The sequence below is a fragment of the Malikia spinosa genome (assembly GCF_002980625.1).
In the GTDB taxonomy this organism is placed as follows: Bacteria; Pseudomonadota; Gammaproteobacteria; order Burkholderiales; family Burkholderiaceae_C; genus Malikia; species Malikia spinosa.
This window is the reverse complement of sequence record NZ_PVLR01000012.1, coordinates 62,108-88,078: the sequence shown is the minus strand read 5'-3', so window position 1 is coordinate 88,078 and position 25,971 is coordinate 62,108. Positions and strand designations below refer to the sequence as shown.

Here is a 25,971-nt window from a genome sequence, read left to right as displayed (position 1 = left end):
TATCGAACCAAAACAGGAATTTGAGTCCCATGAGCGAGCAAGACGCCCTCTTCACGCTCGAGCGCCGCGACTGGATCGCCGGGCTCGAGAAAGGCCTGGCCGTGATCGAGGCCTTCGACGCCGAACACCCGCGCCTGACCGCCAGCCAGGCCGGCCAGCGCTGCGGCCTGACCCGCACCGCGGCGCGCCGTCACCTGCTCACGCTGGTGCATCTGGGCTACGTCGCGACCGATGGCAAGCTGTTCTCGCTGACACCGCGCGTGCTGCGGCTGGGCCAGGCCTACCTCGAATCGGCCAGGCTGCCGCGCGCGGTCCAGCCCTACTTGCAGCGCGTCACGGCCGGCACTGGCGAAATCGCCTACGCCGGGGTGCTCGAACAGGACGAACTGGTCTACGTCGCGCGCAGCGGCAGCCATCGCCAGCTCAACACCGGCTACATGCTGGGCTCGCGCGTGCAGGCCCAGGTGACCGCAGCCGGCCTGGTGATACTGGCCATGTCAGGCCCCGAGGTCTACGAGCCCTGGCTGGCCCGCCAGGAACTGCGCGCCTACACCTCGCACACCCTGGTCGACAAGGACGAGCTGTGCCGGCGGCTGCAGCAGATCCAGCGCCAGGGCTGGGCGATTTCCGAACAGCAGCTCGAGATGAACTACCGCGGCATTGCCGTCCCGCTGTACGACCACAAGGACCACCTGGTCGCGGCGATGAGCGTCACGATGCCGATGCAGAACGAGAGCAGCGAAGACGCGGCCAAGCGCGTGCTGCCGGTGCTGCAAGACACTGCACGCAGCATGCGGCCGCTGCTGTAATCCACCACCGGCCCGGAATTCTGGTATTTTGTCAATCTACGGCATGGCATCAAGCGTGATTTGACATCGGACGTCAGATCGGAGCGCAACGCCACGAGGAGGCTACCTGTCATGACAACCCAAACAGACCTGGACACGATCAACGCCAGCTACCCGCATATCGGCAAGATGCTGAACGAAAAATGGGGTACGAAGGACCTCGTGTCCTATATCGAGCAGCTGCTGCAGGACACGCGGGACGGTTCGCGCCGCGGCTTTCCGTTCCAGGTCATGACCGCGCTGGTCAATATCCAGAGCCAGCACCTGCAGTCGACCGGCGCCCCGCCAGACCGCACGGAAATCAAGGACACCTGGGCCCGCCACAGCCACCTCTAGCCGATGGCAGCAGGCCACTGAAGTCGGTCGGACTCAGTCGGACGGCGGGCTCAGATAGCGCTGGTCGGACCAGGTCGCGAGCCACTGCGGCGCGAAAGCCACGAAGATCGCGCAGAACATGCCGGTCAGGAAGGCATCGCCCCAGGCCATCAGCCAGCGCGCCACCAGCGCGTCATCCAGGCTAGCGCCCACCAGCCAGCGCTGCGCGAGCTCCTGCAACAAGCCCGCGCCGAACACCGCCAGCGCGGTGCCGATGAAGCCACGTCCGAGCGTGTAGATGAAGGGATGGGCCGGCAGCCAGCGCCGCAGCAGGGCACCCCAGCCCAGCGCCAGCGTCGCGGGAACCAGGCCGAGCCAGACCCACTGCGACAGCACGGTTTGCGCGTCATGCAGACCGAGCGCCCAGACCTGCAGCGCCACCAGCGCCAGCACCGGCACCGCCAGCGGCCAACCCAGCATCAGGGCCAGCAGGCTGGCGCCCGAGAGCTGGACCTGCAGGCCCTGGGGCAGCTGCTGCGGCAGCAGCCAGAACCAGGGCAGCAAGGCCAGCGCCGCCAGCGTCGGCGTCAGCAACGGGCCGTGCAACATGCGCCAGGGCTTGAGCGCGAGCGCGGCCACCAGCGCCGGCAATGCCAGCGCCAGTTCGAGCCAGAACAGGGCCTCGCCGTCCATCGCCAATGCTGCGCGCGCGCCAGCCGGCTTACATGCCCGGCAGCTTGGGCATGCCAGGCATGCCGCCCAGGCCCTTCATGCCGCCGAGCTTCTTCATCATCTTCATCAGGCCGCCGCCCTTCATCTTCTTCATGACGCCCTGCATCTGCTCGAACTCCTTGAGCAGGCGGTTGACCTCCTGCACCTGCACGCCAGCACCGGCGGCGATGCGGCGCTTGCGCGTGGCCTTGATCAGCTCGGGCTTGCGCCGCTCCTGCGGCGTCATGCTGCAGATGATGCCTTCCTTGCGCTTCATCTCGGTTTCGGCCCGGCCCAGGTCGGCGCCGCTGGCCTTGGCCGACATCTGGGTCGGCAGCTTGTCCATCAGGGTGGACAGGCCACCCATCTTCTTCATCTGGCGCAGCTGGTCGAGGAAATCCTCCAAGTCGAAGCCGTCGCCGCTCTTGACCTTGGCCGCCAGCTTCTGCGCCGCCGCCATGTCGACGCCGGCGGTGACCTGCTCGACCAGCGCCACGATGTCGCCCATGCCCAGCACGCGACCGGCATGGCGCTCGGCATCGAACACCTCGAGGCCGTCGATCTTCTCGGACACGCCGGCGAACTTGATCGGCGCACCAGTGACCGCGCGCACCGACAGGGCGGCGCCACCGCGCGAATCGCCGTCGAGCTTGGTCAGCACGATACCGGTCAGCGGCAGCGCTTCCTTGAAGGCGCGGGCGGTGTTGATCGCATCCTGGCCCTGCATCGCGTCGACCACGAACAGCGTCTCGACCGGATTGAGCGCCGCGTGCAGCTGCTTGATCTCGGCCATCAGCGCCTCGTCGATCGCCAGCCGGCCGGCGGTGTCGACCAGCAGCACGTCGAAGTAATGCTTCTTCGCGTAGTCCAGCGCGGCAAGCGCGATCTCGAGCGGCTTTTGCTCCGGGCTGCTCGGGAACCATTCGGCACCGGCCTGCTTGGTCACGGTCTTGAGCTGCTCGATGGCGGCCGGGCGATAGACGTCACCCGAGACCGTCAGCACCTTCTTCTTGCGCCGCTCGATCAGGTGCTTGGCCAGCTTGGCGGTGGTGGTGGTCTTGCCGGCACCCTGCAGGCCGGCCATCAGGATCACGGCCGGCGGCTGCGCCGCCAGGTTCAGGTCGCTGACGCCCTCGCCCATGGTGGCGGAGAGTTCGCGCTGGATCACGCTGACCAGCATCTGGCCAGGGGTCAGCGAGCCGACCACTTCGGCGCCGAGCGCCTTTTCCTTGACGCGCGCGATGAAATCGCGCACCACGGGCAGCGCGACGTCGGCCTCGAGCAGGGCCATGCGCACCTCGCGCAGCATGTCGCTGACGTTGCTTTCGGTGATGCGGGCCTGGCCACGCACCTCCTTGACCAATCGTGACAGTTTTTCGGTGAGGGCTGAGGCCATGATGAGCTGCTGTGTGAGCGCCGGCTGCGGCCGCCCGAAAGGGCGACCCCGGGCTGGGGGAATAGGGACGAAAAGGGACTTGGCCGGCTGCGCGGGCCGTTAAACTCTGGGCATGATTCTATCCCCGAGCCCCTGGTGGGGCACCATCCCGTCGCTGGGCGCGGCACTGGGTTATGCCCTGCTGGCACTGCACCCGACCCGGCTGGCGGCCGGCAAGCTCAACGCGCTGGTGGCAATGGTCTGGCTGCTGCACGGGCTGGCGCTGGCCGCCAACCAGTTCGGCGGTGGGGTGATGCGCTTCGGCTTCGCGCCAGCGCTGTCGTTCACGGCCTGGCTGGTCTTCACGCTCTACGCGATCGAAACCCGGCTCTACCCGCAGTTGCGCGCGCGCGCCTCGCTGGTCGGGCTGGGCGCGGCGACCGTGCTGCTGGCGCTGCTGTTTCCGGGCACGCCCCATCTGGCCTCGGGCTCGCGCTGGCTGCCGCTGCATGGCTCGCTGGGCCTGGTTTCCTATGGCCTGCTGGCCGCCGCGGTGCTGCATGGCTGGCTGACGCAGCGCGCCGAAGCCTCGATGCGCAGGGGCCATCCGGGCGACATCACGCTGCCCCTGCTCGCGCTCGAGCGCCTGACCTTCCGCCTGGTCGCTGCCGCGTTCGCCATGCTGAGCGCGACCCTGCTGGCCGGCTGGTGGTTCAGCGAGCAAGGGCTGATGCAGGGCTGGGTCTGGAACCACAAGACCCTGTTCACGCTGCTGTCCTGGCTGGCCTTGGCCGTGCTGCTCTGGGGTCGCCTGACCCAGGGCTGGCGCGGCCGGTTTGCGATCCGCATGCTCTACGCCGCCGCCACCCTGCTGCTGCTGGGCTATGTCGGCTCGCACTTCGTCCTTGAAGTCATATTGGCGCGCGCATGAAATACCTGCTGGTACTGATGGTCGTGCTGGCCGGAGTCTGGATCTGGCGCAACCGGCGCGCCGCCGAGCGGCCGCCAGCGCCCAAGCCCCCCCCAGCACGGCGCCCACTCGCCCAGCCCAGTGCCATGGTCGCCTGCCGCCACTGCGGCCTGCACCTGCCAGCCAGCGACGCACTGGCCGGCCCCGACGGGCCTTACTGCAGCGCCGAGCATCTGCGCCTCGGCCCCGCCCAGCGCCCAGGCAGCGCCCGCGATGCCAGCTGAAGCGGAAACCGAACCGGCCGGCTGGCGCGACGGCTGGCTGGAGCACGCGCGGGTCGTCCCCTCGCCCAACTACGGACCACGCCCGAACGGCGCGCTGATCGACCTGCTGGTGCTGCATTCGATCAGCCTGCCGCCGGGCCAGTATGGCGGACCCGAGATCGAACAGCTGTTCGGCAACCGGCTCGACTGGGACGCGCATCCCTATTTTGAGGGCCTGCGCGGACTCGAAGTCTCGAGCCATTTCCTGATCCGGCGCGACGGCGCGCTGCTGCAGTTCGTCTCCTGCGACGACCGCGCCTGGCATGCCGGGCGCTCTTGCTGGCGCGGGCGCGAGAACTGCAACGACGACTCGATCGGCATCGAGCTCGAAGGCCTGGAGGGCCTGCACTTCGAGCCGGCCCAGTACCGCACCCTGGCCGATCTCTGCCAGGCGCTGACCCGGCGCTACCCGATCATGCATGTGGCCGGCCACGAGCATATCGCCCCCGGTCGCAAGCTCGATCCCGGGCCGGGCTTCGACTGGGCCTGGCTGCGCCAGGCGACATGCTGGCCGCAGGACTGGTTCCCGCTGGCGACCGCTGTACAACAGAATCTGGCCGTTTCCGGTGCCGATCCGGGCAAAACCGGAGCGCAAGGGCCTGACAGCGATGCCGCAATGCAATAAAAGGCCCGCTTGACGCCATGCAGGGCTTGCATTTCGCTGCGACACTTTCATAATATAAAAGTCAGAGTTTATGTCTGTGGGATTTCCCTATGTCATGCCCAGCCAGCCAGGCTGTGCCGGACAAGGTGTCCACTTTCCATGCCTTGGTTTCACTGTCCCCCGAAGCCATTGTGCTGACTCGCTGAGCCGGAATCGTCCGGACTCACGCGCAACGTGCAAGTTGTTTCAGGAGAAGATGCAAGATGGCGACTGCGAAGAAGGCCGCTGCGGCCAAGAAGGTTGCGGCGCAGCCAGCGTCAGAGCAGGTCGAAGCGGCAAAGCCGCTGAGCGCGGCCCCGGCTGTGCCGGCCAAGAAGGTCGTCGCCCGCAAGGTCGCGGCCAAGAAGACAGCCGCCAAGAAAGCGGCGGCAAAGAAGGCCGTTCCGGTCAAGGCGATGCCACCGGCCGAGCCCTCGGCCCGGACCCGTATTGCGCCGACGGCGGCCTGGCCCTTCCCGACCGGCAACCGGCCCTGAATGAAACAAGCCTGACCGGAAATCCACCGATCAGGCTTGCTGGGCCGCCCATCAGGTCAGTCGGGATCAGTCAGCGGCGCGCGCCGTCATCAGGATCCAGCCCTCTTCGCTGTCGGTGACCTCGAGCGCCAGCCAGGGTGCGTAGGCGGCCTTGAGTTCGTCGGCCTGGGGCTCCAGGATGCCGGCCAGCACCAGATGGCCGCCAGCCTGGACATGGGCGCACAGCAGCGGCGCCAGCATCTTGAGCGGCGTCGCCAGGATATTGGCCAGCACGAGGTTGAAGACGCCGGTTGCCGCCTCCGGCAGACCGGTCAGCAAGGACACATGGTTGTTGGCGGCATTGATCTGGGTCGATTCGACCGCGGCCGGATCGATATCGACCGCCACGATCTCGGCCGCGCCATGCTTGGCCGCGCCGATCGCCAGGATGCCGGAACCACAACCATAGTCGAGCACCCGCTGCGCCGACAGGTCGCGCTGCGCGATCCAGCGCAAGCACATGCGCGTGGTCGGATGGGTGCCGGTGCCGAAGGCCAGGCCCGGATCGAGCCGGATCACCTGCTCGGCGGCGGCCGGCGGCTCATGCCAGCTCGGCACGATCCAGAAGGTCGGCGTGATCTCGACCGGCGCGAACTGCGACTGCGTCAGACGCACCCAGTCCTGCTCGGCGACCGGGCGCACCCCGACGCTCTCGCAGCCCTCGAAGAAGTCCTGCGGCGCCAGCAGTTCAACCGCCTCGCGCGCCTGCGCTTCCTGCTCGAACAGGGCAACCACGCGCGAGCGCTGCCAGCCGGCCTTGGGCGCCGGCATGCCGGGCTCGCCGAACAGGGCCTGCTCGGCCGGGGTCTGGGCGTCGGCGTCCTCGACCGACACGCTCAGGGCATCGAGCGCCTCAAGTGCGTCGCTGAGCTCCTCGATGCGCCATTCCGGCGCCATCAATACGAGTTCGAACATCGGCTTAGCGCTTGCGCTGCTCGAGCCAGTGCTCGAGGTAATGGATGTTGGTGCCGCCGGCTTCGAAGCTGGCGTCCACCATCAGGTCGCGGTGCAGCGGGATATTGGTCTTGATGCCCTCGATCGCCACCTCGGACAGCGCCGTGCGCATGCGCGCCAGCGCCTGCTCGCGGGTGTCGCCATGCACGATGATCTTGCCGATCATCGAGTCATAGTTCGGCGGCACCAGGTAGTTGGCGTAGACATGCGAATCGACCCGCACGCCCGGCCCGCCCGGCATATGCCAGGTCGTGACCCGGCCCGGCGAAGGGGTGAACTTGTACGGGTCTTCGGCGTTGATGCGGCACTCGATCGCATGGCCGCGCAGGTCGATCTGACGCTGGGTGAACGGCAGCTTCTCGCCGGCAGCGACCAGGATCTGGGTGCGCACGATGTCGATGCCCGAGATCGCCTCGGTCACCGGATGCTCGACCTGGACCCGGGTGTTCATCTCGATGAAGTAGAACTCGCCGTTCTCGTACAGGAACTCGAAGGTGCCGGCGCCACGGTAGCCGATCTTCTTGCAGGCGGCGGCGCAACGCTCGCCGATCTTGTCGATCAGGCGGCGCGCAATGCCGGGGGCCGGCGCTTCCTCGATCACCTTCTGGTGCCGACGCTGCATCGAGCAGTCGCGCTCGCCGAGGTAGACCGCGTTGCGGTGCTGGTCAGCCAGCACCTGGATCTCGATGTGACGCGGGTTCTGGAGAAACTTCTCCATGTAGACGGCCGGGTTGTTGAACGCGGCACCGGCTTCCGACTTGGTGGTCTGGACCGCGTGCAGCAGCGCCGCCTCGGTGTGCACCACGCGCATGCCGCGCCCGCCGCCGCCACCGGCCGCCTTGATGATGACCGGATAACCGATCATCTTGGCGATGCGCTTGACCTCGGTCGGATCTTCGGGCAGCTCGCCCTCCGAGCCCGGCACGCAAGGCACGCCGGCCTTGATCATGGCCTGCTTGGCCGCGACCTTGTCACCCATGATGCGGATCGACTCAGGGGTCGGGCCGATGAAGGTGAAGCCGCTTTGCTCGACCCGCTCGGCGAAGTCGGCGTTCTCGGACAGGAAGCCATAGCCCGGGTGGATCGCCTCGGCGTCGGTGACTTCGGCCGCCGAAATGATGGCCGGCATGCTGAGATAGCTCTGTGCCGAGGCGGCCGGGCCGATGCAGACCGCTTCATCGGCCAGCTTGACATACTTGGCTTCGCGGTCGGCCTCGGAATAGACCACCACCGACTTGATGCCCATCTCGCGGCAGGCGCGCTGCACGCGCAGGGCAATCTCGCCGCGGTTGGCGATCAGGATTTTCTTGAACATGGGCCGCCCCTTATTCGATGACGAACAAGGGCTGACCGTATTCGACAGCGTGGCCGTTCTCGACCAGGATCTGGGTCACGACACCGCTCTTGTCGGACTCGATCTCGTTCATGATCTTCATGGCCTCGACGATGCAGATCGGCTCGCCTTCCTTGATCTGGTTGCCGATCTCGACAAAGGCCTTGGCGCCCGGGCTGGCCGAGCGGTAGAAGGTACCGACCATCGGGGACTTGACCACATGGCCCTTGGGGGCCTCGGGCTCGGCAACGACCACCGGGGCCGCCACCGCCACTGCGGGCGCGGCCATGACGGCTGCCGGGGCGGCGGCCACCATGGGCTGGACGCCAACCGGCGCGCTCTTGACGATTCGAACCTTGCCTTCGGCCTCGGTGATCTCGAGTTCCGAGACATTGGATTCCGACACCAGGTCGATCAGAGTCTTGAGTTTGCGCAGATCCATAATTTCTCCAAGAGGTGCATCTAAAATGCACCGAAGTATCCACAACGACGTGAAATTGGGCCCGAATATACACGATATGCCGCAAGCTTGGCGTATCGAACTTGTGCTAGACAAGGTGTTTTTCGCGCTCAAATGCGAAAAATAACCGAAAGAAATCCTTAAAACGCCACCGTATCCAGGCTCTCAGCAGCGCCTGCGGTGCGCGGCCCCGAAGGCGCTGCAACGGCCCGCAGCAAAGCCTGATCCGGATTACACCCAGCCGGCCCGTGCAGGGTTAAACTGCCTGACGCACCCTCCCCCGGAGGGGGTCGGGTGGACAAATAATCAAAACGGGGGGAAGCCATGGCCACAGCGGTACACAAGGTCAAGGAGTATGTCTTCGAGTGGGAGGGCAAGGACCGCGGCGGCAAACCCGTGCGCGGCGAAACCCGTGCCGCCAGCGATAACCTGGTCATGACGGCGCTGCGGCGCCAGGGCATCGTTCCGCTCAAGGTCAGGAAGCGCCGGATGTCGGGTGGCCGCTCGATCCGGCCCAAGGACATCTCGATCTTCACGCGCCAGCTCGCGACCATGATGAAGGCGGGCGTGCCGCTGCTGCAGGCGTTCGACATCGTCGGCCGCGGCAACCCGAACCCCAACATGACCCGCCTGCTCAACGAGATCCGCAACGAGGTCGAGACCGGCACCTCGCTGAGCAGCGCCTTTCGCAAGCACCCGCTCCATTTCAGCGGCCTCTACTGCAACCTGATCGAGGCCGGCGAGACCGCCGGCATCCTGGAGGACATCCTCGACCGGCTCGCGGTCTACCTCGAGAAGTCAGAGGCACTCAAGAGCAAGGTCCGGTCGGCGCTGATGTATCCGGCGGCCGTGATCACGGTTGCCATCATCGTCATCACGGTGATCATGATCTTCGTGATCCCGGCCTTCAAGGAAGTGTTCTCGTCCTTCGGTGCCGACCTGCCGACCCCGACGCTGATCGTGATCGCCATGAGCGAATTCTTCGTCGCCTGGTGGTGGCTGCTCTTCGGTGTCCTGGGGGCCGGACTCTACTTCCTGCGGCAGGCCTGGCACCGCAACGAAAAAGTGCAGCGCCTGATGGACCGCCTGCTGCTCAAGCTGCCGATCTTCGGCACGCTGGTCGAAAAATCGGTGGTGGCGCGCTGGACCCGCACGCTCTCGACCATGTTCGCGGCCGGCGTACCGCTGGTGGAGGCGCTCGACTCGGTCGGCGGCTCGTCGGGCAACTCGGTCTACTCCGATGCCACGATCAAGATCCAGCAGGAGGTCTCGACCGGCACCAGCCTGACCCAGGCCATGACCAATACCCGGATCTTCCCGTCAATGGTGCTGCAGATGTGCGCGATCGGCGAGGAATCGGGCTCGATCGACCATATGCTGGGCAAGGCGGCCGACTTCTACGAACAGGAGGTTGACGACATGGTGGCCGGTCTGTCGAGCCTGATGGAGCCGATCATCATCGTGCTGCTGGGCTCGATCATTGGCGGCATCGTGGTGGCGATGTACCTGCCGATCTTCAAGCTCGGACAGGTGGTCTGAGCCAGCGGGCCCAGGCCCGGTCGGGCAAGGGCCCGCGCCAACTGCGCAGCAGCCCCTGAGCCAGCTCAGATGTTGTGCAGGCGCGCCAGATGCTGGCGCTTGGCATCGAGTTCGTTGTCGGAGTCGATGTAGCGCTGCGCGATGGCGTAGAACTCCTCGTGGATGGCGAGGAAGGCGTCGACCATGTCGGGGTCGAAATGTTGGCCGCGTCCGGCGCTGATGATGGCCAGCGCCTGCTCGTGCGGCATGCCTTCCTTGTAGACCCGGCGGCTGATCAGCGCATCGTAGACATCGGCCAGCGCCATCAGCCGGGCTGACAGGGGAATCGCCTCGCCCTTGAGCCCCTCGGGATAGCCGGAGCCGTCCCATTTCTCCTGGTGGCTGTAGGCGATCTCCTTGGCCAGCTTGAGGAACTCGACCGGCATGCCAAGCTGGCGCTCGGCGGCATGGATCGCGTCGCGCCCGAGCGTGGTGTGCGTCTTCATGAGCTCGAATTCCTCCGGCGTGAGCTTGCCGGGCTTGAGCAGGATGCGGTCCGGGATGCCGACCTTGCCGATGTCGTGCAGCGGCGCCGACTTGAACAGCATCAGGATATAGCGGTCATCGAGCAGCGCGGCCAGGCGCGGCTGCTCGCGCAGTTTCAGCGCCAGCGCCTTGACATAGTGTTGGGTGCGGCGAATGTGGTTGCCGGTGTCGGAGTCGCGCGTTTCGGCCAGCGATGCCATCGCCAGGATGGTCACGTCCTGGATCGCAGTCACCTCGGCAGTGCGCTTGCCAACCTCATGCTCGAGGTAATCGGCCTTGTCGCGCAGGAAATCGGCGCTGGCCTTGAGCACCAGATGATTGCGGACCCGGGCCATCACGATCGGCGGACTGATCGGCTTGGTGATGTAGTCGACCGCACCCAGGTCCAGGCCCATCTTCTCGTCCTCGACCCCGCTCTTGGCGGTCAGGAAGATCACCGGGATGTCGCGCGTGGCAGGGTCGGCCTTGAGCCGGCGGCAGACCTCGTAGCCGTCCATGCCCGGCATCATGATGTCGAGCAGGATCAGGTCGGGCGCAGGGGAGGACTGGGCGATCCGCAAGGCCTTCTCGCCATCGATCGCGGCCTTGACCTTGTATTCGTCACGCAGCAGGCCCGTCATCAGCGAGAGGTTGGCAGGGGTGTCGTCAACCACCAGGATGGTGGCGGGCTCAGGGTGCTTGGTGTCGGTGTCCATCGGCATGCTCTGGAAAGGGTAGTTCATTCAATGCCAGGGGCCTGGCAGACAGCTACTGCGCCCGGCTTGTTGACGCCAGCGTACCCCAAGCCGCCTGCTGCGTCGACTGGGGCCTGATCGGTCCTGGCCTGTGCACGCGCCTCGGCCAGCAGGCGCTCAAGGCGGCGCTCGGCCAGCAGCACCTCGAGATTGGTCGCCAGCACCGGCAACAGGCCTTCAAGCATGACCTCGATCCGGTCGCCGTCCGGCTCCATCGAGGCCAGCTCGAGCACGCCGATCAGCAGCTCGTTGCGCATGATCGGCAACAGCAGCAGCGCGCGCGGCAGCGCCTGGCCCAGACCGGATTCCAGGGTCCAGAAGCCGGCCGGCACCTCGGAGAAAGTCAGACTACGCCGCTCGCGCGCGCATTGGCCCAGCAGCCCATCGCCGATGACTACCCGCTCGGGTGCCGACGCGGTCGCGTAGCTGCCCGCCAGGTGCAGCTCCGGTTGGCCAGCCGGGTCGGGCTCGACGCAGTACAGGCAGCCTTGGTGCACGGGCAGGTAGCGGCCGATCTCGGCAAACAGGGCCTGGGTCAATGCGGGCAGCTCGCGGGCATGCTGCAACTGCAGCGACAGCTCGGACTGGCGCTGCTTGAACTGGGCCAGCTGCATGAGTTCATGCGAGGCCGCCTCGCTGCGGGCCAAGGCGGTACGACTGGCCAGCTGGTTGTGCGCCGCACGCAGCAGCAGCAGCAAGAGGGTCAGGACCAGCAAGGCCGAAGTGACGCCGGCCAGGGTACGCCCGAGCACCGCCCCCTGATGCGACGGCGAGGCCAGCAGCACCAGCTGCCAGCGTCCGGCGGCATCGGGCCACTGCAGGCTGGCGCGCACCCGCAGGTGACGCAGGCCCAGCAGCTCGACCGCATCCTGTGCCGGATCGAAGGGCAGTCGTGGCGGCTGGGCGCCGGCAGCGAAGGCCGGTCCGAACTGCGAGGCCAGGCCCGACAGCTGCTCCGGGGCCATGTCGCGCGCCAGTCGGAAATTCCATTCGTCATCGCTGCTGGCATAGACCAGGCCCTGGGGCGACAGCAGCAAGGCATGTTCGCCGAGCCGGCGCAAGCTGGTATCGAGGCTCTCGGCCGAAAGCTTGAGCGCCAGCACACCGACCACCAGGCCGCCGCGCTGGGCCTGGGCATAGATCGGGGCGGCCAGCAGGAAACTGCGCCGGGGCGGCAGTTCGCCCTCTGCCACGGGGTAGACAGTCTCCTGGCCGGCAAAGGCCAACTGCCAGTAAGGCATGTCCTGCCGCTGCAGCCCAGTGGCCCCGGGATGATCGGGGAGCTGCGCCACCACGCGGCCAGCGGCATCCATGACCAGGATGCTCTCGGCATCGAGCGCCTGGCGTACCGGCTCCAGGCGCTCGAGCAGCTGCGGGGCGTCGGGCGCCAGCTGGCCCTGGACCAGCGCCTTCAACGCCGGTTCGTTGATGCCGAGCATGGCCGTCGCGCCCATGGCCCGGCCGCGCAAGACCTCCTCGGACAACTGGACCGCATAACGCTGCGCCAGCGTCCCGAGCAGGTGGCTCAGCTCAGCCTCGTCCGAGCGCTGATACAGGCTAGCCGTCAACACCCCCACCAGCAGGGACAGGGCAACGGCGAGCACCCGGTAGACCGGGGCGTAAAGCAGCAGTCCCTGCAACAGGTCGAGCTTGAACCGGTTCATGCATTCACCCCGCTGACATGCGCAGCCTCGCGCAAGGCTTGCAGCGCCTGCTCGTAATCAAAGCTGCGCAGCGCGGCGTCCACTTCGCCCCAGCGCGCGCCGAGACAGAAGCGAAACAGCGCGGCGTCCTGCTCCCAGGCCTGCTCGGCGGCAGAGTCGGAGTCCAGCAACAAGCGCTCGATCCGCTGCAGCGCGGCACGCAGCGCCTGCGCATCGGGCGGCTCGACCGGCGCAGCCTCCGACGGCTGCTGATCGGTGGCCTGACTGGCCGCCAGCCATGCGGCGAGCGCCGAGACCAATGGCTCGAGCTGGGCCGAGCAGGCCTGCAGCCGAGGCTCGAGCACAGCCAGCGGCAAGCGCTCGTGCAGCGCCTGCTCGAGCGCGGCCGCCTGGTCTTGCAAGGCGGTCGCGCCGATGCTGCCAGCCGTGCCCTTGAGCGTGTGCGCCGCGCGCTCGGCCGCCACCGCATCGCTGGCATCGAGCGCGGCCCTGACCTGGTCGATCGCATCGCGCTCCACTGCCACGAACTTCTCCAGCAGGCGACGGTAGAGCGCGGTCTTGCCGGCGGTGCGGGCCAGCCCCAGTCCGGTATCGAGACCGGCAATGCCTGCCGGCAAGGAGCCGTCGATCTTCTGCTTGGGGCTAGGCGCGGGCTGGGTGGCAGCTGCCCCGGCCGAGGGGTTCGAGGTGGTCGAACTGGTCGAGGCATCGGCCTGGCGATCGGCGCGCGCCGGTATCCAGCGCAGCAAGGAGCGCCAGAGCTGGTTGGGCTCGATCGGCTTGGCCACGTAGTCGTTCATGCCGACTTCCAGGCAGCGCTCGCGGTCGCCCTGCATCGCGTTGGCTGTCATCGCGATGACGGGCAGGCGGGCAAACTGCGCCAGCTTGCGGATCTCGAGCGTCGCGCCCAGTCCGTCGAGCACCGGCATCTGCATGTCCATCAGCACGGCGTCGTAATAGCCCGCGCCATGCTGCAGCAGCTTGTCGAGCGCCGTGCGGCCGTTGTCGGCCACCTCGACCACCAGACCGGCATCGTTGAGCAGTTCGACCGCCACTTCCTGGTTGAGCTCGTTGTCCTCCGCCAGCAGCAGCCTGGCACCGGCGATGGCCGCCAGATCAGGCTCGGCCCCGGCAGCTCCGCCCGGCGTGACTGGCGAGGCCGGCTGCTCGCCCAGCGCCCGCATGACGGCATCGAACAGCTGCGAGGGATTGACCGGCTTGGTCAGCACGTTGTCGAACCCGGTCGCCTCGGCAGCGGCGGCAACCTCGTCGCGACCGTAGGCGGTGACCATGACCAGATGCGGCGGCGGCTGCAGGCCCAGCGCCAGGATGCGGCGCCCGGCTTCGAGTCCGTCGACGCCGGGCATCTGCCAGTCGGTGAAGACGACGCCGAAAGGCTGGTCCTCGGCCGCAGCGAAGCGCACCGCCTCCACGCCCGCCTCGCCGCTGGCCACGGCCGCGACCCGAAAGCTCATCGCGACCAGCATCTCGGTCAATGCGGTGCGGGAATACTCGTTGTCCTCGATCACCAGCACCCGGCAGCCGCGCAGGTCGAGACGCGGCAGGTGGGCTTGCGGCTGGCGCTCGCCCTTGCCCAGGCGCGCGGTGAACCAGAAGGTAGAACCCCGGCCCAGCTCGGACTCGACCCCGACCTCGCCGCCCATCAGCTGGGCCAGGCTCTTGGAGATCGCCAGCCCGAGTCCGGTGCCGCCATAGCGGCGCGAGGTCGAGCGGTCGGCCTGGCTGAAGCTCTGGAACAGGCGTCCGCGCTGCTCTTCGCTCAGGCCGATGCCAGTGTCCTGAACCGCAAAATGCAGCAGGACATCATGCTCACCGACCTCGCGCTGCGACACCTTGACCCGGATCTCGCCCTGCTCGGTGAACTTGACCGCGTTGTTGCAGTAATTGACCAGGATCTGGCCCAGACGCAACGGATCGCCGACCAGGGCCTGGGTCAGGCCGGGTTCGAGCTCGAAGATCAATTCGAGCCCCTTGCTGCCGGCCTTCTCGCCGACCAGGTTGGCGACGTTTTCGAGCACCGCGTCGAGCTCGAAGTCGGTCGATTCGATCGTGAGCTTGCCGGCCTCGATCTTCGAGAAGTCCAGGATGTCGTTGATGATGCCGAGCAGGTGCTGGCTCGAGCGCTGGATCTTGCCGAGGTAATCCTGCTGACGCGGGCTCAGCCCCGACTTGTGCAGCAGATGGGCCATGCCGATGATCGCGTTCATCGGCGTGCGGATCTCGTGACTCATGTTGGCCAGGAAGCTGCTCTTGGTGCGCGCCGCGTCCTCGGCCAGCTCGCGCGCCCGGCGCATTTCGTCGGCGACATGGCGCTCCTCGGACACATCGTCCAGCGTCCAGACCACCCCTTGCGACAGGTCGTTGAGGTCGATCGCATGGCCATTGAGCCGGACCCAGATCTGGCTGCCGTCCTGGCGCAACATGGCGGCTTCGAGCCGGACCGGCTCGCCGCGCCGGATCTGCTCGCTGCTGCGCTCGATGCGCTCGCGGCTGTCGGCGTCGGCGAACCAGCTCAGCATGCTGCGGCCCACCAGTTCGGCGCAGGAACGGCCCAGCAGCCAGCCCAGGTGCTGGTTGCATTTGACGACCTGCTGGTGGCGCAGCACGACGATGCCGCTGGTGACCGACTCGAAGATCGCGTTCTGCTCGTCGAGGATGGCGGAAATCGAGAGGCGCTGGGTTTCGATCTCCTCCTTCTGGCGCGCGAGCTCCTGTGCCTGCTCCTGCGTGGCCTCTAGCAGGCGCTGGGTCCTGACATTGCGTTCGAGGATCTCGAGCCCCATCGCGAGCATCGGCAGCAGGCCTTCGAGCAAGCCCTCCTCGCGCGGCCCGAACAGGCGCAACGCGGCCAGCTCGATCACGGCCAGCACCTTGCCCCCGCTCAACACAGGCAGCGCGAGGATGGCCTCGGGCGGCGCTTCGCCCAGGCTGCTCGAGATCCGGACATAGTCGGCCGGCGGGCGGGTGATCTGGATCGGGGCCTTTTCGAGCGCGCACTGGCCGACCAGGCTTTCGCCGAGGTCGAAACGCTGCGCCAGCCCCTTGCGCTCGGAATGGGCATACTGCGCGATCAGGCGCAGCTGGCGGTGTTCGGCGTCAAGCACATAGAAGACGCCGTGACCGACCTGCAGCAGCGGACAGACCTCGGACAGGAAGCGCTGCGCCAGCTCGCTGAAGCTGCCGCAGGCCTGCAGCAGGGTCGCGATGCGCGCCTGGTGCGACTTGGCCCATTGCTCCTGTGCCACCTGCTCGCGCGTGGCGCTGTACAGGGCCAGTGAACGCGCGAGTTCGCCGACCTCGCTGCGCTCATTCACGCAATCCAGCGGCTCGAAGGCCAGCCCCGCCTTCATCGCCAGCACCTGCTCGTTCATCGCCGACAGCGGCCGCAGCACGCGCCGGCTGTAGTAATAGCCCAGCATGGCCATCACGGCCAGCGTGCTGAGCAGGGTCAGCCCCAGGCTGACATGCCAGGCCAGGCGCAGCTGACGCTCGGCCAGCTGCCGCTCATCGGCCAGGCGCTGCTCGACCTGTCGCCGCAGGCGCTGCACCGGTTCGTGGATGCCGTCGAGCGCTTGCTCGTAGAAGGCGCCAAAGACCAGTCCGAGCGCCTGCTCGGTGCGGCCGGCCTTGCGCTCGTCCATCGCCAGCGCCTCGATCCGTACCAGCGCGTCGGAACGGGACTTGGCCAGCTCGATCAACGCGATCTCGTCCCTGGGCAGGCCCAGACCTTCGAGCGCCGCCTGCGCCTGCTCGAAGCGACGCGTGACCTGCGCCTCCTGCCAGTAATCGCGTTCGTAGACCGGGTCGCCCGTCACGACAAAGGCCCGGACCTGGTTGGTCAGATAGCGGTCGGCTTCAAGGAAGCGCTCGGTCTGCCGGCTGGCCATCGACTGGCGCTGCTGCATCACCTGCTGGCGCTGCGACAGGTGGTCGAGCAGCAGCAGCGCGCCGGCATTGAGCAACGCGAGCGTGAGGTAGAGCGCGATTGCACTGGCATTGATGCGGCGCAGCTTCATGCCGCCCCCCCGCCCGCTTGCGGAGCCGTCTGGCGCATGGCCTCGGCCATCCGGGTCTGCTCGAGCAGCGTCTCGCTGCGCTCGGCGCGCTGCAAGATGTCGAGGCACATCGCAAAGACCGGCACGATCTCCTGGATCAACAGGCCGGCCGCGCCTCCGAGCGGCTGCAGGCTGGCGAGTTCGAGCAGCCCGAACAAGCGGCCCCGGTGCTCGATCGGGTGGATCAGTAGCTCGGCCGGCTCGGCATCGCCCAGGCCCGAGCTGATGCGCAGGTAACGGGCGCCCGGCTGGGTCAGGGTGATGGCGCGGCGCGAACGCGCGACCTCGAGCAGCAGCGGTGCGAGCTCGGGCTGGCGCACCAACACCTGGGCCTCATTGGCACCATCGGCGCCATAGCGCGCCGCCGCCTGCAAGGACTGGCTGGCCTCGTCCCAGTAGCAGCACAGCCCTTGCTGGATCGACAGGCTGTGCGCCAGACCGGACAGCAGTTGCCGGGCCAGTTCAGCCGGGCTCTGAGCCTGCTGCAGACGGGCGGTGAGTTCGACCAGGCAGGCCCGCCGCCTGGACTCGGCATCGGCATGGCGCAAGCCCGCCTCGGCAGCACACAATGCAGCGAGTACCTCGCGACCGATCGTCAGGCGCAGCAACAGGCACAGCAGGCCGAACAACAGCAGCATGGCGGCGCTGCACAGCGCCAGCCACAGGGCGCTGCCGGGCGGCAACAGGTTCATGGCTTGGGCCGCATACCCACCCGCAACGGCCAGCAACAGCAGCGACAGGCTCAACAGAGCCAGACGCCAGCCGAGTCGGCTCAGCGAGCGATGCAACTCATGCAGTCGGACCGCCTCGCCCACTGCCGGCAAGGGCGATACTGATGCCGCAGCAGTTCGGGCATCTTCCATCACAAGCCAGCCTCCATATCCATACCCATGTGCCGCGATCAGCTGCGTTACGATCAGAAACCGTCACGATAATCCGACTACGTCGCAGCGTGAATCCGGCCAGCAGTCGTGTCAAACTATGCTAGAGATACTAACCCAAAGGTAAAACCATTGTTAGACCTCCCGCTCGGAATATGGAACTGGTGGCTGGCCGGCCTGCTTGGCCTGCTGGTCGGCAGCTTCCTCAATGTGGTGATTCACCGCCTGCCACTGATGCTCGAGCAGCGCTGGGCGCGCGAATGCGCCGAACTGGCCGGTCAGGAGGCCCCACCTGCAGCGACCCTGAGCCTGGCGCAGCCTAGATCGCGCTGCCCCGGCTGCGGCGCGCTGATCCGCTGGCAGCAGAACATCCCGTTGTTGAGCTATGTCCTGCTGCGCGGGCGCTGTGCCAGCTGCCGGACCTCGATCAGCTGGCGCTACCCGCTGGTCGAGGCGCTGACCGGCATCCTGTTTGCCGCGGTGGTGGCCGTGCACGGCAACGGCATGGCCGGGCTGGCCGGCTGCGGACTGGCGGCCGCCCTGCTTGCACTGGCCTGCATCGACTGGGACACGACGCTGCTGCCCGACGACATCACGCTGCCGCTGGTCTGGGCCGGCCTGATCGCCGCGGCGCTGGGCTGGACCGCGACCCGCCTGGACGCTGCGCTCTGGGGCGCGGTCGCGGGCTATCTCTCGCTCTGGCTGGTCTACTGGGCCTTCAAGCTCGCCACCGGCAAGGAAGGCATGGGCTACGGCGACTTCAAGCTGTTTGCCGCTTTAGGCGCCTGGTTCGGCTGGCCGGCACTGATTCCCATGATCCTGCTGGCCTCGCTGAGCGGGGCGGCGGTGGGCCTGGCACTCAAGCTCGGTCCAGGACTGCGCGAAGGCGGCTATGTGCCGTTCGGCCCCTTCCTGACACTGAGCGGACTCTGGGCCCTCTTGTTCGGCACTGATCATTTCCTGCAATGGATCGGACTCTGATGAAACACCCCTGCGTACGACTGGGCCTGACGGGCGGGATCGGCAGCGGCAAGAGCACGGTCGCCGCCCTGCTGGTCGAATTCGGCGCGACGCTGATCGACGCCGATGCGATTTCGCGCGCCAGCACGGCCGCCGGAGGCAGCGCGATCGAGGCGGTGCGGGCGGCCTTCGGCGACGAATTCATCACGGCCGACCAGGCGATGGACCGCGACCGCATGCGCGCACGCATCTTTGCCGACCCGACGGCGCGGGCGAAGCTCGAGGCCATCATCCATCCAATCGTGCGCGCCGAGATCGACCAGCAGCTGGCGGCCTTGCCGCGCGGCGTCGCAGTGCTGGACCTGCCGCTGCTGGCCGAGTCGAGCGCCTGGCGCGAGCGCTGCGACCTGATCTGGGTCGTCGACTGCGCGCCCGAAACCCAGATCCGGCGCGTGATGCAGCGCAACGGCTGGCCACGCTCCCAGGTCGAAGCCGTGCTGGCGGCACAGGCCAGCCGCGAGCAAAGACTGGCGATCGCCGACTGCGTGATCGATAACGAAGGGGTCACTCTGGCTGAACTCGGGGCTCAGGTCAGGCAGCAGTGGCAACAGCTGAGTCAGCGATTCGGGCTATGATGGCAAGTTAAGCCTGAAATCCCGGTGCGTGCCCTGTGATCCTCTACGAGTACCCTTTCAACGAACGCATTCGCACCTATTTGCGGCTGGAACATCTGCTGCGCCGGCTCGGTGAGCTGGTGTCACGCACGCAAGCGGTCGATCACCATTACGCGATCCAGACCCTGTTCGAGCTGATGGATGTCAGTTCGCGCTCCGACCTCAAGTCCGAAGTCATGAAGGACATCGAGCGCCACAAGCAGGTACTCAATGGCTATCGCGACAGCCCGTCGATCTCGGAACAGGCACTCGACGGCTTCATTGCCCAGTTCGATGCCTGCTTCGCCGCGCTCAACAGCGACGCCGGCCGGGTCGGCTACAGCCTGAACGGACACGAGTGGCTGATGTCGGTGCGCAACCGCATGGCGATTCCGGGTGGAACCTGCGAGTTCGACCTGCCAATCTACCATGAGTGGCTGCACCGGCCGGTCGCCGCACGCCAGCGCGATCTGGCGCAATGGACTGCCGAATTCAAAAGCCTGAGTAGTGCCCTGGACCTGCTGATGAAGATGCTGCGCGACAGCGGCATGCCGCACAAGGTCGTGGCCACGGACGGGCAGTTTCAGCAACATCTGCCAGCGGGACGCAGTTTTCAGTTGCTGCGGCTGCGGCTCGACCCCGCGCTGGGCCTGGTGCCCGAGATCAGCGGCAACCGGCTGCTGTTCTCGGTGCGGCTGATGCAGCGCAGCGATGACGGCCGGCTGCAACCGGCGCTGGCCAACATGCCGCTCGAAGTGACGCTCTGCGCCTGAAGGGAAAACCGATGAAACCAGCCAAGGAAGCCACGACCTTCGAAGCCCGGATCGTCAAATGCCCGGCCTGCGGCGGACCGAGCCGCTACGCGCCCGACAACCGCTACCGGCCGTTCTGCTGCGAGCGCTGCAAGAACCTGGACCTGGGCGCCTGGGCCAGCGAGGAGTTCCGCGTCCCGACCGCGCCGCCGCTTGAGCCCGCGCCGTCCGAGGACAGCTGGCGCTCCTGATCAGGGCTGGCCAGCGGCTTGGCCGGCCTCCTGCGCCAGCCATTCAAGCACCGGCACGGTGCCGGGCAGCACCGGCTCGACCGTCACCGGCAGGGTCTGCCAAGCGAATTCCTGACCCTCGTGCATCTGCAGCTCGCCGCTCCAGTCGTAGACCTTGCAGAAATGGAGCCGGACCAGCGCATGCGGGTAGTCGACCAGCTTCTGGTGCCAGGGATGGGCCTGGCCGATGGTGACACCGATCTCCTCCTGCAGCTCGCGCCGCAAGGCCTGCGCCACGGTCTCGCCGGCCTCCAACTTGCCACCCGGGAATTCCCAGTAGCCCGCGTAGACCTTGCCGGGCGGCCGGGTCGTCAGCAGGAAACAGCCCTGGGCATCGTCGATCAGCACGCCAACCGCGACCTCGGTGATGGGACGATCGACCCCACCCTCGCGCGGGCGCTCGCCATCGGCGACCAGCAGCTCGCTCATGCGTCGGCCTCGGCGTCAGCCATAGGATTGGCGTCGCGGTTGCCGGCGTAGTGGCGTGCGAACTGGTAGGCGACCCGGCCGCTGCGCGAGCCGCGCTCAAGCGCCCAGACCAGGGCCTGCGGGCGCGCGAGCTCGAACTCGGATTCGGGCACGCCGTAGCAGGCCAGCCATTGCCAGACCACGCTCAGGTACTCGTCCTGGCTGAAGGGGTAGAAGCTGATCCAGAGCCCGAAGCGCTCGGACAGCGAGACCTTCTCCTCGACCGCCTCGCCCGGATGCAGCTCGCCGTCCTCGCTGTGGCGCGCGCCCAGGTTGTCCTTCATGGTCTCGGGCAGCAGATGGCGCCGGTTGCTGGTCGCGTAGATCAGCAGGTTGTCGCCAGTGCTTGAGACGCTGCCGTCCAGGATCGACTTGAGCGCCTTGTAGCCGGGCTCGCCGCTCTCGAAGCTCAGATCGTCAGCGAACACGATGAACTTCTCGGGCCGCTGCGCCACCAGCTCGACGATGTCGGGCAGGTCGACCAGGTCATCCTTGTCGATCTCGATCAGGCGCAGTCCGCGCGGCGCATAGGCGTTCAGGCAGGCCTTGATCAGCGAACTTTTTCCGGTGCCGCGCGCACCGGTCAGCAACACGTTGTTGGCCGGCAGGCCGCGCACGAAATGCTCGGTGTTGCGCTCGATCTTGTCCTTTTGCAGCTCGATTTCCTGCAGATCGGCCAGCGCGATCGGCGCCATGTGGCGCACCGGCTCGAGCCGGCCATGGCCACCACGCTTGCGGTAGCGAAAAGCTACCGAGGCCTGCCAGTCCGGTGCGCTCAGGGGCTGCGGCAGCACCGCCTCGATGCGCTCGATCAGGGATTCGGCCCGCTGCAGCAGGCGCTCGAAGGCTTCGTTCATGGTGCGGGACTCAGCTGCGGTAGTCGGCGTTGATCGTCACGTAGTCGTGGCTGAAGTCGCAGGTCCAGACCGTGTCGGCCACTTCGCCGCGGCCCAGGCCGACGCGGATCGTGATCTCGGTTTGCGCCATCACGCGCGCGCCGTCCTCCTCGCGGTACTCGGGGCGGCGACCGCCCTGGCTGACCACATGGACATCGTCGAGGTGCAGCTCGATCAGGCCCTGGTCGAGGTCATTGATGCCGGCATAGCCCACTGCGGCCAGGATGCGGCCCAGGTTCGGGTCGCTGGCGAAGAAGGCGGTCTTGACCAGCGGCGAATGCGCGATCGCGTAGGCGACCTTCAGGCATTCCTCGGTGGTCTTGCCACCCTCGACCCGCACCGCGATGAACTTGGTCGCGCCTTCGCCGTCGCGCACGATCGCATGCGCCAGCGTGCGCGCGACTTCGGTCATGGCCGCGACCAGGGCCTGGCCGTCGGCGCTGGCCAGGTCGGTCACCGGCGCATTGCCGGCCTGGCCGGTGGCGATCACGATGAAGCTGTCATTGGTCGAGGTGTCGCCATCGACCGTCACGCGGTTGAACGAGGCGTCGGCCAGCTGCCTGGCCAGAGCCGGCAGCAGCTCCGGGGCCACGGCCGCATCGGTGGCAAGGAAGCCCAGCATGGTCGCCATGTTCGGGCGGATCATGCCGGCGCCCTTGGAGATGCCGGTCATGCTGACGGTCTGGCCGCCGACCTGGACCTGGCGGCTGGCGGCCTTGGCCACGGTGTCGGTGGTCATGATGCCCTCGGCAGCCTTGAGCCAGTGGCCGGCGCTGGCATCGGCCAGCGCGGCCGGCAGGCCGGCGACGATGCGGTCAACCGGCAGCGGCTCCATGATCACGCCGGTCGAGAACGGCAGGATCTGCTCGGGCGAGACGCTGAGCTGACGTGCCAGCGCGATGCAGGTCGCGCGCGCATCGACCAGACCCGGTGCGCCGGTGCCGGCATTGGCGTTGCCGGTGTTGATCACCAGCGCGCGGATGCCGTGATTGGCACCCAAGTGCTCGCGGCAGACCTGCACCGGGGCGGCACAAAAGCGGTTCTGCGTGAAGACGCCGGCGACTGCCGAGCCAGCATCGAGCAGGAAAACGGTCAGGTCCTTGCGATTGGCCTTGCGCACGCCGGCTTCGGCGATACCGATCTTGACGCCCGGGATGGGCAGGAGGCTAGCGGCCTCGGGTGCAGTCCAGTTGACAGCCATGCTTGACTCCGAATAAGGTGAATGAACGGGGGCCCACGGGCCGGACAGCGGCACGCGTGGACTCGACCCTTGATTCTAGGGTCTGGGAATGACGGCGGCCCGATGCCGGGGCAGCCGGAGCAAAGCGCCGGAGCCCGGGACCACCGCCAGACGGCCGGCGTCAGCGCCCGGCGTTGAGCAGATCGCGCGTGCGCAGTGCCTCGGCGCGCGCAGCCTGGGCAAAATCCGGGCCGGCGCTGGCGTACAGCACCGCGCGCGAGGAGTTGACGATCACGGCGCCCGTCGTCGCGCCGGCCTGGCCACGCCAGCCGGCCTGCACCGTGGACTTGGCGTCGCCACCCTGGGCACCGACGCCCGGGATCAACAGCGGCAAGGTCGGGGCGAGCTCGCGCACGCGGCGGATCTCTTCCGGATAGGTCGCGCCGACCACCAGGCCGAGCTGGCCGTTGAGGTTCCAGGGCCCTTGCGCCAGGCTGGCCAGGTGCTCGAACAGGCGCGGCTGGCCCTCGACATCGGCCAGGCGCTGGAACTGGAAGTCGTCGCCGCCCGGGTTCGAGGTACGGCAGAGCAAGAACACGCCCTTGCCGGGATAGCGCAGGTAAGGTTGGACGGTGTCGAAGCCCATGAAGGGCGACAGCGTGACGGCGTCGGCGCCGTAGCGCTCGAAGGCTTCCTTGGCGTACTGCTCGGCGGTGCTGCCGATGTCGCCGCGCTTGGCGTCGAGGATGATCGGCACCTGCGGCGCACGCACCCGCATATGCGCCATCAGGCGCTCGAGCTGGTCCTCGGCGCGGTGCGCGGCGAAGTAGGCGATCTGCGGCTTGAACGCGATCACGAGGTCGGCGGTCGCGTCAACGATGGCCGCGCAGAAGTCGTAGATCTTGGAAGGATCATTGCGCCAGTGGTGGGGAAATTTGGCCGGTTCGGGGTCCAGACCCACGCAGAGCATGGACTGGTTCTGGCGCTCGGCCGCGCTCAGCATGTCGATGAAGTTCATGCGCCCGATTGTAGAGAGGCCCACCCCGGGCTGGAAGCCACCGCAGCGCAGCAACTGGCCGCCGAGCGCAGGCGCTAAACTGCAGGATCTGCCCCACCCTGCCGACCCCATGTGCCAACTGCTCGGACTCAACTGCGCCACCCCGACCGACGCCACCTTCAGCTTCACCGGCTTTTGCCAGCGCGGCGGCGCCACCGACCAGCATGCTGACGGCTGGGGCATCGCGTTCTTCGAGGGCAAGGGCCTGCGCCTGTTCGTCGATCACCACAGCGCGGCGGCCTCGCCGATGGCGGACTTCCTGCGCCACTATCCGCTCAAGAGCACCAACATCATCGCCCATGTGCGCAAGGCCACGGTGGGCCAGGTCAGCCTGGAAAACGCACACCCGTTCACGCGCGAGCTCTGGGGTCGGCACTGGGTGTTCGCGCACAACGGTGACCTGAAGGACTACCAGCCGCGCCTGCACAGCCATTTCCAGCCAGTCGGCAGCACCGACAGCGAGCGCGCCTTCTGCTGGATCATGCAGGAACTCTCCAAGTCGCATGCCGGCGTGCCGAGCGTGGAAGAGCTCACGCTGACACTGCGCGAACTGGTGCCGCAGATCAGGCAGTTCGGCACCTTCAACTTCCTGCTCTCCAACGGCGAGGCGCTTTGGGCGCATTGCAGCACCAAGCTGTACTACCTGGTGCGCCAGCATCCCTTCCACCAGGCCACGCTGATGGACCAGGACTGGACGGTGGATTTCGCCCAGCTCAACCAGCCCGGCGAACGGGCGGCCGTGATCGTGACCCAGCCGCTGACCAAGAACGAGGACTGGATCGCCTTCGAGCCCAACGAGCTCAAGGTCTTCGTCGACGGCCTGCCGCAGTAAGGCGGTCAGGGGCGATCAGGAACGACCGCCGCCGACTGGCCGAAAGCTGATCAGGCCAGCGCCGCCTCGAGCGCGTCGAGGTAGAGCGCCGCGACATCGCAGCCGGTCTGGTCGAAGATCTCCTGGAAGCAGGTCGGGCTCGTGACGTTGATCTCGGTCAGGTGCTCGCCGATGATGTCCAGCCCCACCAGCAGCAGGCCACGCGCCAGCAGGATGGGGCCGAGCGCCTCGGCGATCTCGCGGTCGCGCTGCGACAGCGGCTGCGCCACGCCCTTGCCGCCAGCGGCCAGGTTGCCGCGGATCTCGCTGCCCTGCGGGATGCGCGCCAGGCTGTAGGGCACCGGCTGGCCGCCGATCAGCAGCACCCGCTTGTCGCCCTGGGCGATCGACGGCAGGAACTTCTGCACCATCAGGCTCTGGGCGCCGTGGCGGTTCAAGGTCTCGGTGATGCTGCCCAGGTTCAGCCCATCGGGGCCGACGCGGAAGATGCCCATGCCGCCCATACCGTCGAGCGGCTTCAGGATGATGTCGCCATGCTCTTCGTGGAAGCGGCGCACGTCGGCGGCGTCGCGCGTGACCAGGGTCGGCGCGATCAGTTCCGGAAACTCCATGATCGAGAGCTTTTCCGGGTGGTTGCGCAAGGCCGCCGGGTCGTTGAAGACGCGCGCGCCTTCGCGCTGGGCCTGGCCCAGCAGGTGGGTGGCGTAGAAATACTCGCTGTCAAACGGCGGGTCCTTGCGCATCAGCACGGCATCGACCTCGGCCAGCACCTGGGGCCGTTCATCGGGCGTCTGTTGCGCCGCGACAAACCAGTCATCGGCCGCACCGGTCAGCGTGATGTCGCGCACATAGGCCGTCACGCGGCCGCCGCGCTGCCACATCAGGTCCTTGGGCTGGCAGGCCATCAGCTGGTGGCCACGCCGCTGCGCCTCGCGCATCATCGCGAAGGTGCTGTCCTTGTAGGTCTGGAACGATTCGAGCGGGTCGGCAATGAAGAGAATATTCATGGGATTGGCGGGACAGACCGGCGCCCAGGCGACGGTCTGTCCCCAAGGT

Annotated in this window: 26 protein-coding genes; 12 read left to right on the top strand and 14 right to left on the bottom strand. The window is 67.2% G+C overall.

Annotated elements, in window-relative coordinates; all coding sequences use genetic code 11:
- The first annotated feature begins 29 nt into the window (after positions 1-29).
- On the top strand, positions 30-809 hold the full coding sequence (locus C6P61_RS04780; protein ID WP_105728787.1) for an IclR family transcriptional regulator domain-containing protein: 780 nt from the start codon (positions 30-32) through the stop codon (positions 807-809).
- Positions 810-920: 111 nt separating this feature from the next.
- Complete coding sequence (locus C6P61_RS04775; protein ID WP_105728786.1) at positions 921-1,184, top strand: hypothetical protein; 264 nt, start codon at positions 921-923, stop codon at positions 1,182-1,184.
- Between the two features lie 33 nt (positions 1,185-1,217).
- Here the strand turns inward: C6P61_RS04775 and C6P61_RS04770 are convergent, their stop codons facing one another.
- Together C6P61_RS04770 and ffh are read right to left on the bottom strand one after the other, a co-directional pair.
- Complete coding sequence (locus tag C6P61_RS04770; protein ID WP_105728785.1) at positions 1,218-1,856, bottom strand: hypothetical protein; 639 nt, start codon at positions 1,854-1,856, stop codon at positions 1,218-1,220.
- Positions 1,857-1,884: 28 nt separating this feature from the next.
- A complete protein-coding gene (ffh, locus tag C6P61_RS04765) occupies positions 1,885-3,270 on the bottom strand; it encodes a signal recognition particle protein (RefSeq protein ID WP_105728784.1) in 1,386 nt (461 codons plus the stop codon).
- 112 nt (positions 3,271-3,382) lie between these two features.
- On the opposite strand from ffh, the gene C6P61_RS04760 reads away from it, so the two are divergent.
- The 4 genes from C6P61_RS04760 (at position 3,383) to C6P61_RS17885 (ending at position 5,622) form a co-directional block, all read left to right on the top strand.
- The gene (locus tag C6P61_RS04760) at positions 3,383-4,180 is read left to right on the top strand and encodes a cytochrome C assembly family protein (protein WP_105728783.1); all 798 of its coding nucleotides are present in this window, start codon (positions 3,383-3,385) and stop codon (positions 4,178-4,180) included.
- A complete protein-coding gene (locus tag C6P61_RS04755) occupies positions 4,177-4,443 on the top strand; it encodes a PP0621 family protein (RefSeq protein WP_105728782.1) in 267 nt (88 codons plus the stop codon). Before C6P61_RS04760 ends, C6P61_RS04755 begins: the two co-directional genes overlap by 4 nt.
- Positions 4,433-5,107, top strand: coding sequence for a 1,6-anhydro-N-acetylmuramyl-L-alanine amidase AmpD (gene ampD / locus C6P61_RS04750; RefSeq protein WP_105728781.1), 675 nt, complete (start codon positions 4,433-4,435; stop codon positions 5,105-5,107). Before C6P61_RS04755 ends, ampD begins: the two co-directional genes overlap by 11 nt.
- Positions 5,108-5,349: 242 nt before the next feature.
- The gene (locus tag C6P61_RS17885) at positions 5,350-5,622 is read left to right on the top strand and encodes a hypothetical protein (protein ID WP_161124434.1); all 273 of its coding nucleotides are present in this window, start codon (positions 5,350-5,352) and stop codon (positions 5,620-5,622) included.
- A gap of 66 nt (positions 5,623-5,688) precedes the next feature.
- Here the strand turns inward: C6P61_RS17885 and prmA are convergent, their stop codons facing one another.
- From prmA to accB, 3 genes are read right to left on the bottom strand one after another with little or no spacing between them, the layout of a single operon-like run.
- Positions 5,689-6,576, bottom strand: coding sequence for a 50S ribosomal protein L11 methyltransferase (gene prmA, locus C6P61_RS04740; RefSeq protein ID WP_105728779.1), 888 nt, complete (start codon positions 6,574-6,576; stop codon positions 5,689-5,691).
- A 4-nt stretch (positions 6,577-6,580) separates the two neighbouring features.
- Positions 6,581-7,930, bottom strand: a complete 1,350-nt coding sequence (accC, locus tag C6P61_RS04735; RefSeq protein WP_105728778.1) for an acetyl-CoA carboxylase biotin carboxylase subunit — start codon at positions 7,928-7,930, stop codon at positions 6,581-6,583.
- A gap of 10 nt (positions 7,931-7,940) precedes the next feature.
- Entirely contained in the window at positions 7,941-8,390 is a 450-nt protein-coding gene (accB, locus tag C6P61_RS04730) for an acetyl-CoA carboxylase biotin carboxyl carrier protein (protein ID WP_105728777.1), read from the bottom strand.
- Between the two features lie 342 nt (positions 8,391-8,732).
- On the opposite strand from accB, the gene C6P61_RS04725 reads away from it, so the two are divergent.
- Positions 8,733-9,947 carry a type II secretion system F family protein gene (locus C6P61_RS04725; RefSeq protein ID WP_105728776.1) on the top strand — a complete coding sequence of 405 codons (1,215 nt, stop codon included), beginning with the start codon at positions 8,733-8,735 and terminating at the stop codon, positions 9,945-9,947.
- Between the two features lie 65 nt (positions 9,948-10,012).
- On the opposite strand, the gene C6P61_RS04720 is transcribed toward C6P61_RS04725, so the two are convergent.
- From C6P61_RS04720 to C6P61_RS04705, 4 genes are read right to left on the bottom strand one after another with little or no spacing between them, the layout of a single operon-like run.
- Positions 10,013-11,194 carry a response regulator gene (locus C6P61_RS04720; protein WP_211296922.1) on the bottom strand — a complete coding sequence of 394 codons (1,182 nt, stop codon included), beginning with the start codon at positions 11,192-11,194 and terminating at the stop codon, positions 10,013-10,015.
- Positions 11,191-12,870, bottom strand: a complete 1,680-nt coding sequence (locus tag C6P61_RS04715; protein WP_105728775.1) for a GAF domain-containing protein — start codon at positions 12,868-12,870, stop codon at positions 11,191-11,193. The genes C6P61_RS04720 and C6P61_RS04715 overlap by 4 nt, the downstream gene beginning before the upstream one ends.
- Positions 12,867-16,907, bottom strand: coding sequence for a hybrid sensor histidine kinase/response regulator (locus tag C6P61_RS04710; protein WP_105728774.1), 4,041 nt, complete (start codon positions 16,905-16,907; stop codon positions 12,867-12,869). Before C6P61_RS04710 ends, C6P61_RS04715 begins: the two co-directional genes overlap by 4 nt.
- Positions 16,904-17,809 (bottom strand): GAF domain-containing protein, encoded by a 906-nt coding sequence (locus tag C6P61_RS04705; protein ID WP_146114964.1) that lies wholly within the window; start codon positions 17,807-17,809, stop codon positions 16,904-16,906. The genes C6P61_RS04710 and C6P61_RS04705 overlap by 4 nt, the downstream gene beginning before the upstream one ends.
- 150 nt (positions 17,810-17,959) lie before the next feature.
- On the opposite strand from C6P61_RS04705, the gene C6P61_RS04700 reads away from it, so the two are divergent.
- Genes C6P61_RS04700 through C6P61_RS04685 form a run of 4 tightly spaced genes read left to right on the top strand, consistent with a single transcriptional unit; the run spans position 17,960 to position 20,443 of the window.
- Positions 17,960-18,808, top strand: a complete 849-nt coding sequence (locus tag C6P61_RS04700) for a prepilin peptidase (protein WP_105728772.1) — start codon at positions 17,960-17,962, stop codon at positions 18,806-18,808.
- Complete coding sequence (gene coaE / locus C6P61_RS04695) at positions 18,808-19,422, top strand: dephospho-CoA kinase (RefSeq protein WP_105728771.1); 615 nt, start codon at positions 18,808-18,810, stop codon at positions 19,420-19,422. Before C6P61_RS04700 ends, coaE begins: the two co-directional genes overlap by 1 nt.
- A gap of 35 nt (positions 19,423-19,457) precedes the next feature.
- The gene (zapD, locus tag C6P61_RS04690; protein ID WP_105728770.1) at positions 19,458-20,213 is read left to right on the top strand and encodes a cell division protein ZapD; all 756 of its coding nucleotides are present in this window, start codon (positions 19,458-19,460) and stop codon (positions 20,211-20,213) included.
- 11 nt (positions 20,214-20,224) lie between these two features.
- The gene (locus C6P61_RS04685; RefSeq protein ID WP_105728769.1) at positions 20,225-20,443 is read left to right on the top strand and encodes a DNA gyrase inhibitor YacG; all 219 of its coding nucleotides are present in this window, start codon (positions 20,225-20,227) and stop codon (positions 20,441-20,443) included.
- Here the strand turns inward: C6P61_RS04685 and C6P61_RS04680 are convergent, their stop codons facing one another.
- The 4 genes from C6P61_RS04680 to pyrF form a co-directional block, all read right to left on the bottom strand.
- Entirely contained in the window at positions 20,444-20,911 is a 468-nt protein-coding gene (locus C6P61_RS04680; RefSeq protein WP_105728768.1) for an NUDIX domain-containing protein, read from the bottom strand. It abuts the gene before it with no gap.
- On the bottom strand, positions 20,908-21,807 hold the full coding sequence (locus C6P61_RS04675; RefSeq protein WP_105728767.1) for an ATP-binding protein: 900 nt from the start codon (positions 21,805-21,807) through the stop codon (positions 20,908-20,910). Before C6P61_RS04675 ends, C6P61_RS04680 begins: the two co-directional genes overlap by 4 nt.
- Positions 21,808-21,817: 10 nt before the next feature.
- Positions 21,818-23,047, bottom strand: coding sequence for a bifunctional glutamate N-acetyltransferase/amino-acid acetyltransferase ArgJ (gene argJ / locus C6P61_RS04670; RefSeq protein WP_105728766.1), 1,230 nt, complete (start codon positions 23,045-23,047; stop codon positions 21,818-21,820).
- A gap of 160 nt (positions 23,048-23,207) precedes the next feature.
- The gene (pyrF, locus tag C6P61_RS04665) at positions 23,208-24,044 is read right to left on the bottom strand and encodes an orotidine-5'-phosphate decarboxylase (RefSeq protein ID WP_211296921.1); all 837 of its coding nucleotides are present in this window, start codon (positions 24,042-24,044) and stop codon (positions 23,208-23,210) included.
- Positions 24,045-24,153: 109 nt separating this feature from the next.
- On the opposite strand from pyrF, the gene C6P61_RS04660 reads away from it, so the two are divergent.
- On the top strand, positions 24,154-24,915 hold the full coding sequence (locus tag C6P61_RS04660; RefSeq protein WP_105728765.1) for a class II glutamine amidotransferase: 762 nt from the start codon (positions 24,154-24,156) through the stop codon (positions 24,913-24,915).
- A gap of 50 nt (positions 24,916-24,965) precedes the next feature.
- Here the strand turns inward: C6P61_RS04660 and gshB are convergent, their stop codons facing one another.
- A complete protein-coding gene (gene gshB, locus C6P61_RS04655) occupies positions 24,966-25,922 on the bottom strand; it encodes a glutathione synthase (RefSeq protein WP_105728764.1) in 957 nt (318 codons plus the stop codon).
- Positions 25,923-25,971 lie beyond the last annotated feature (49 nt).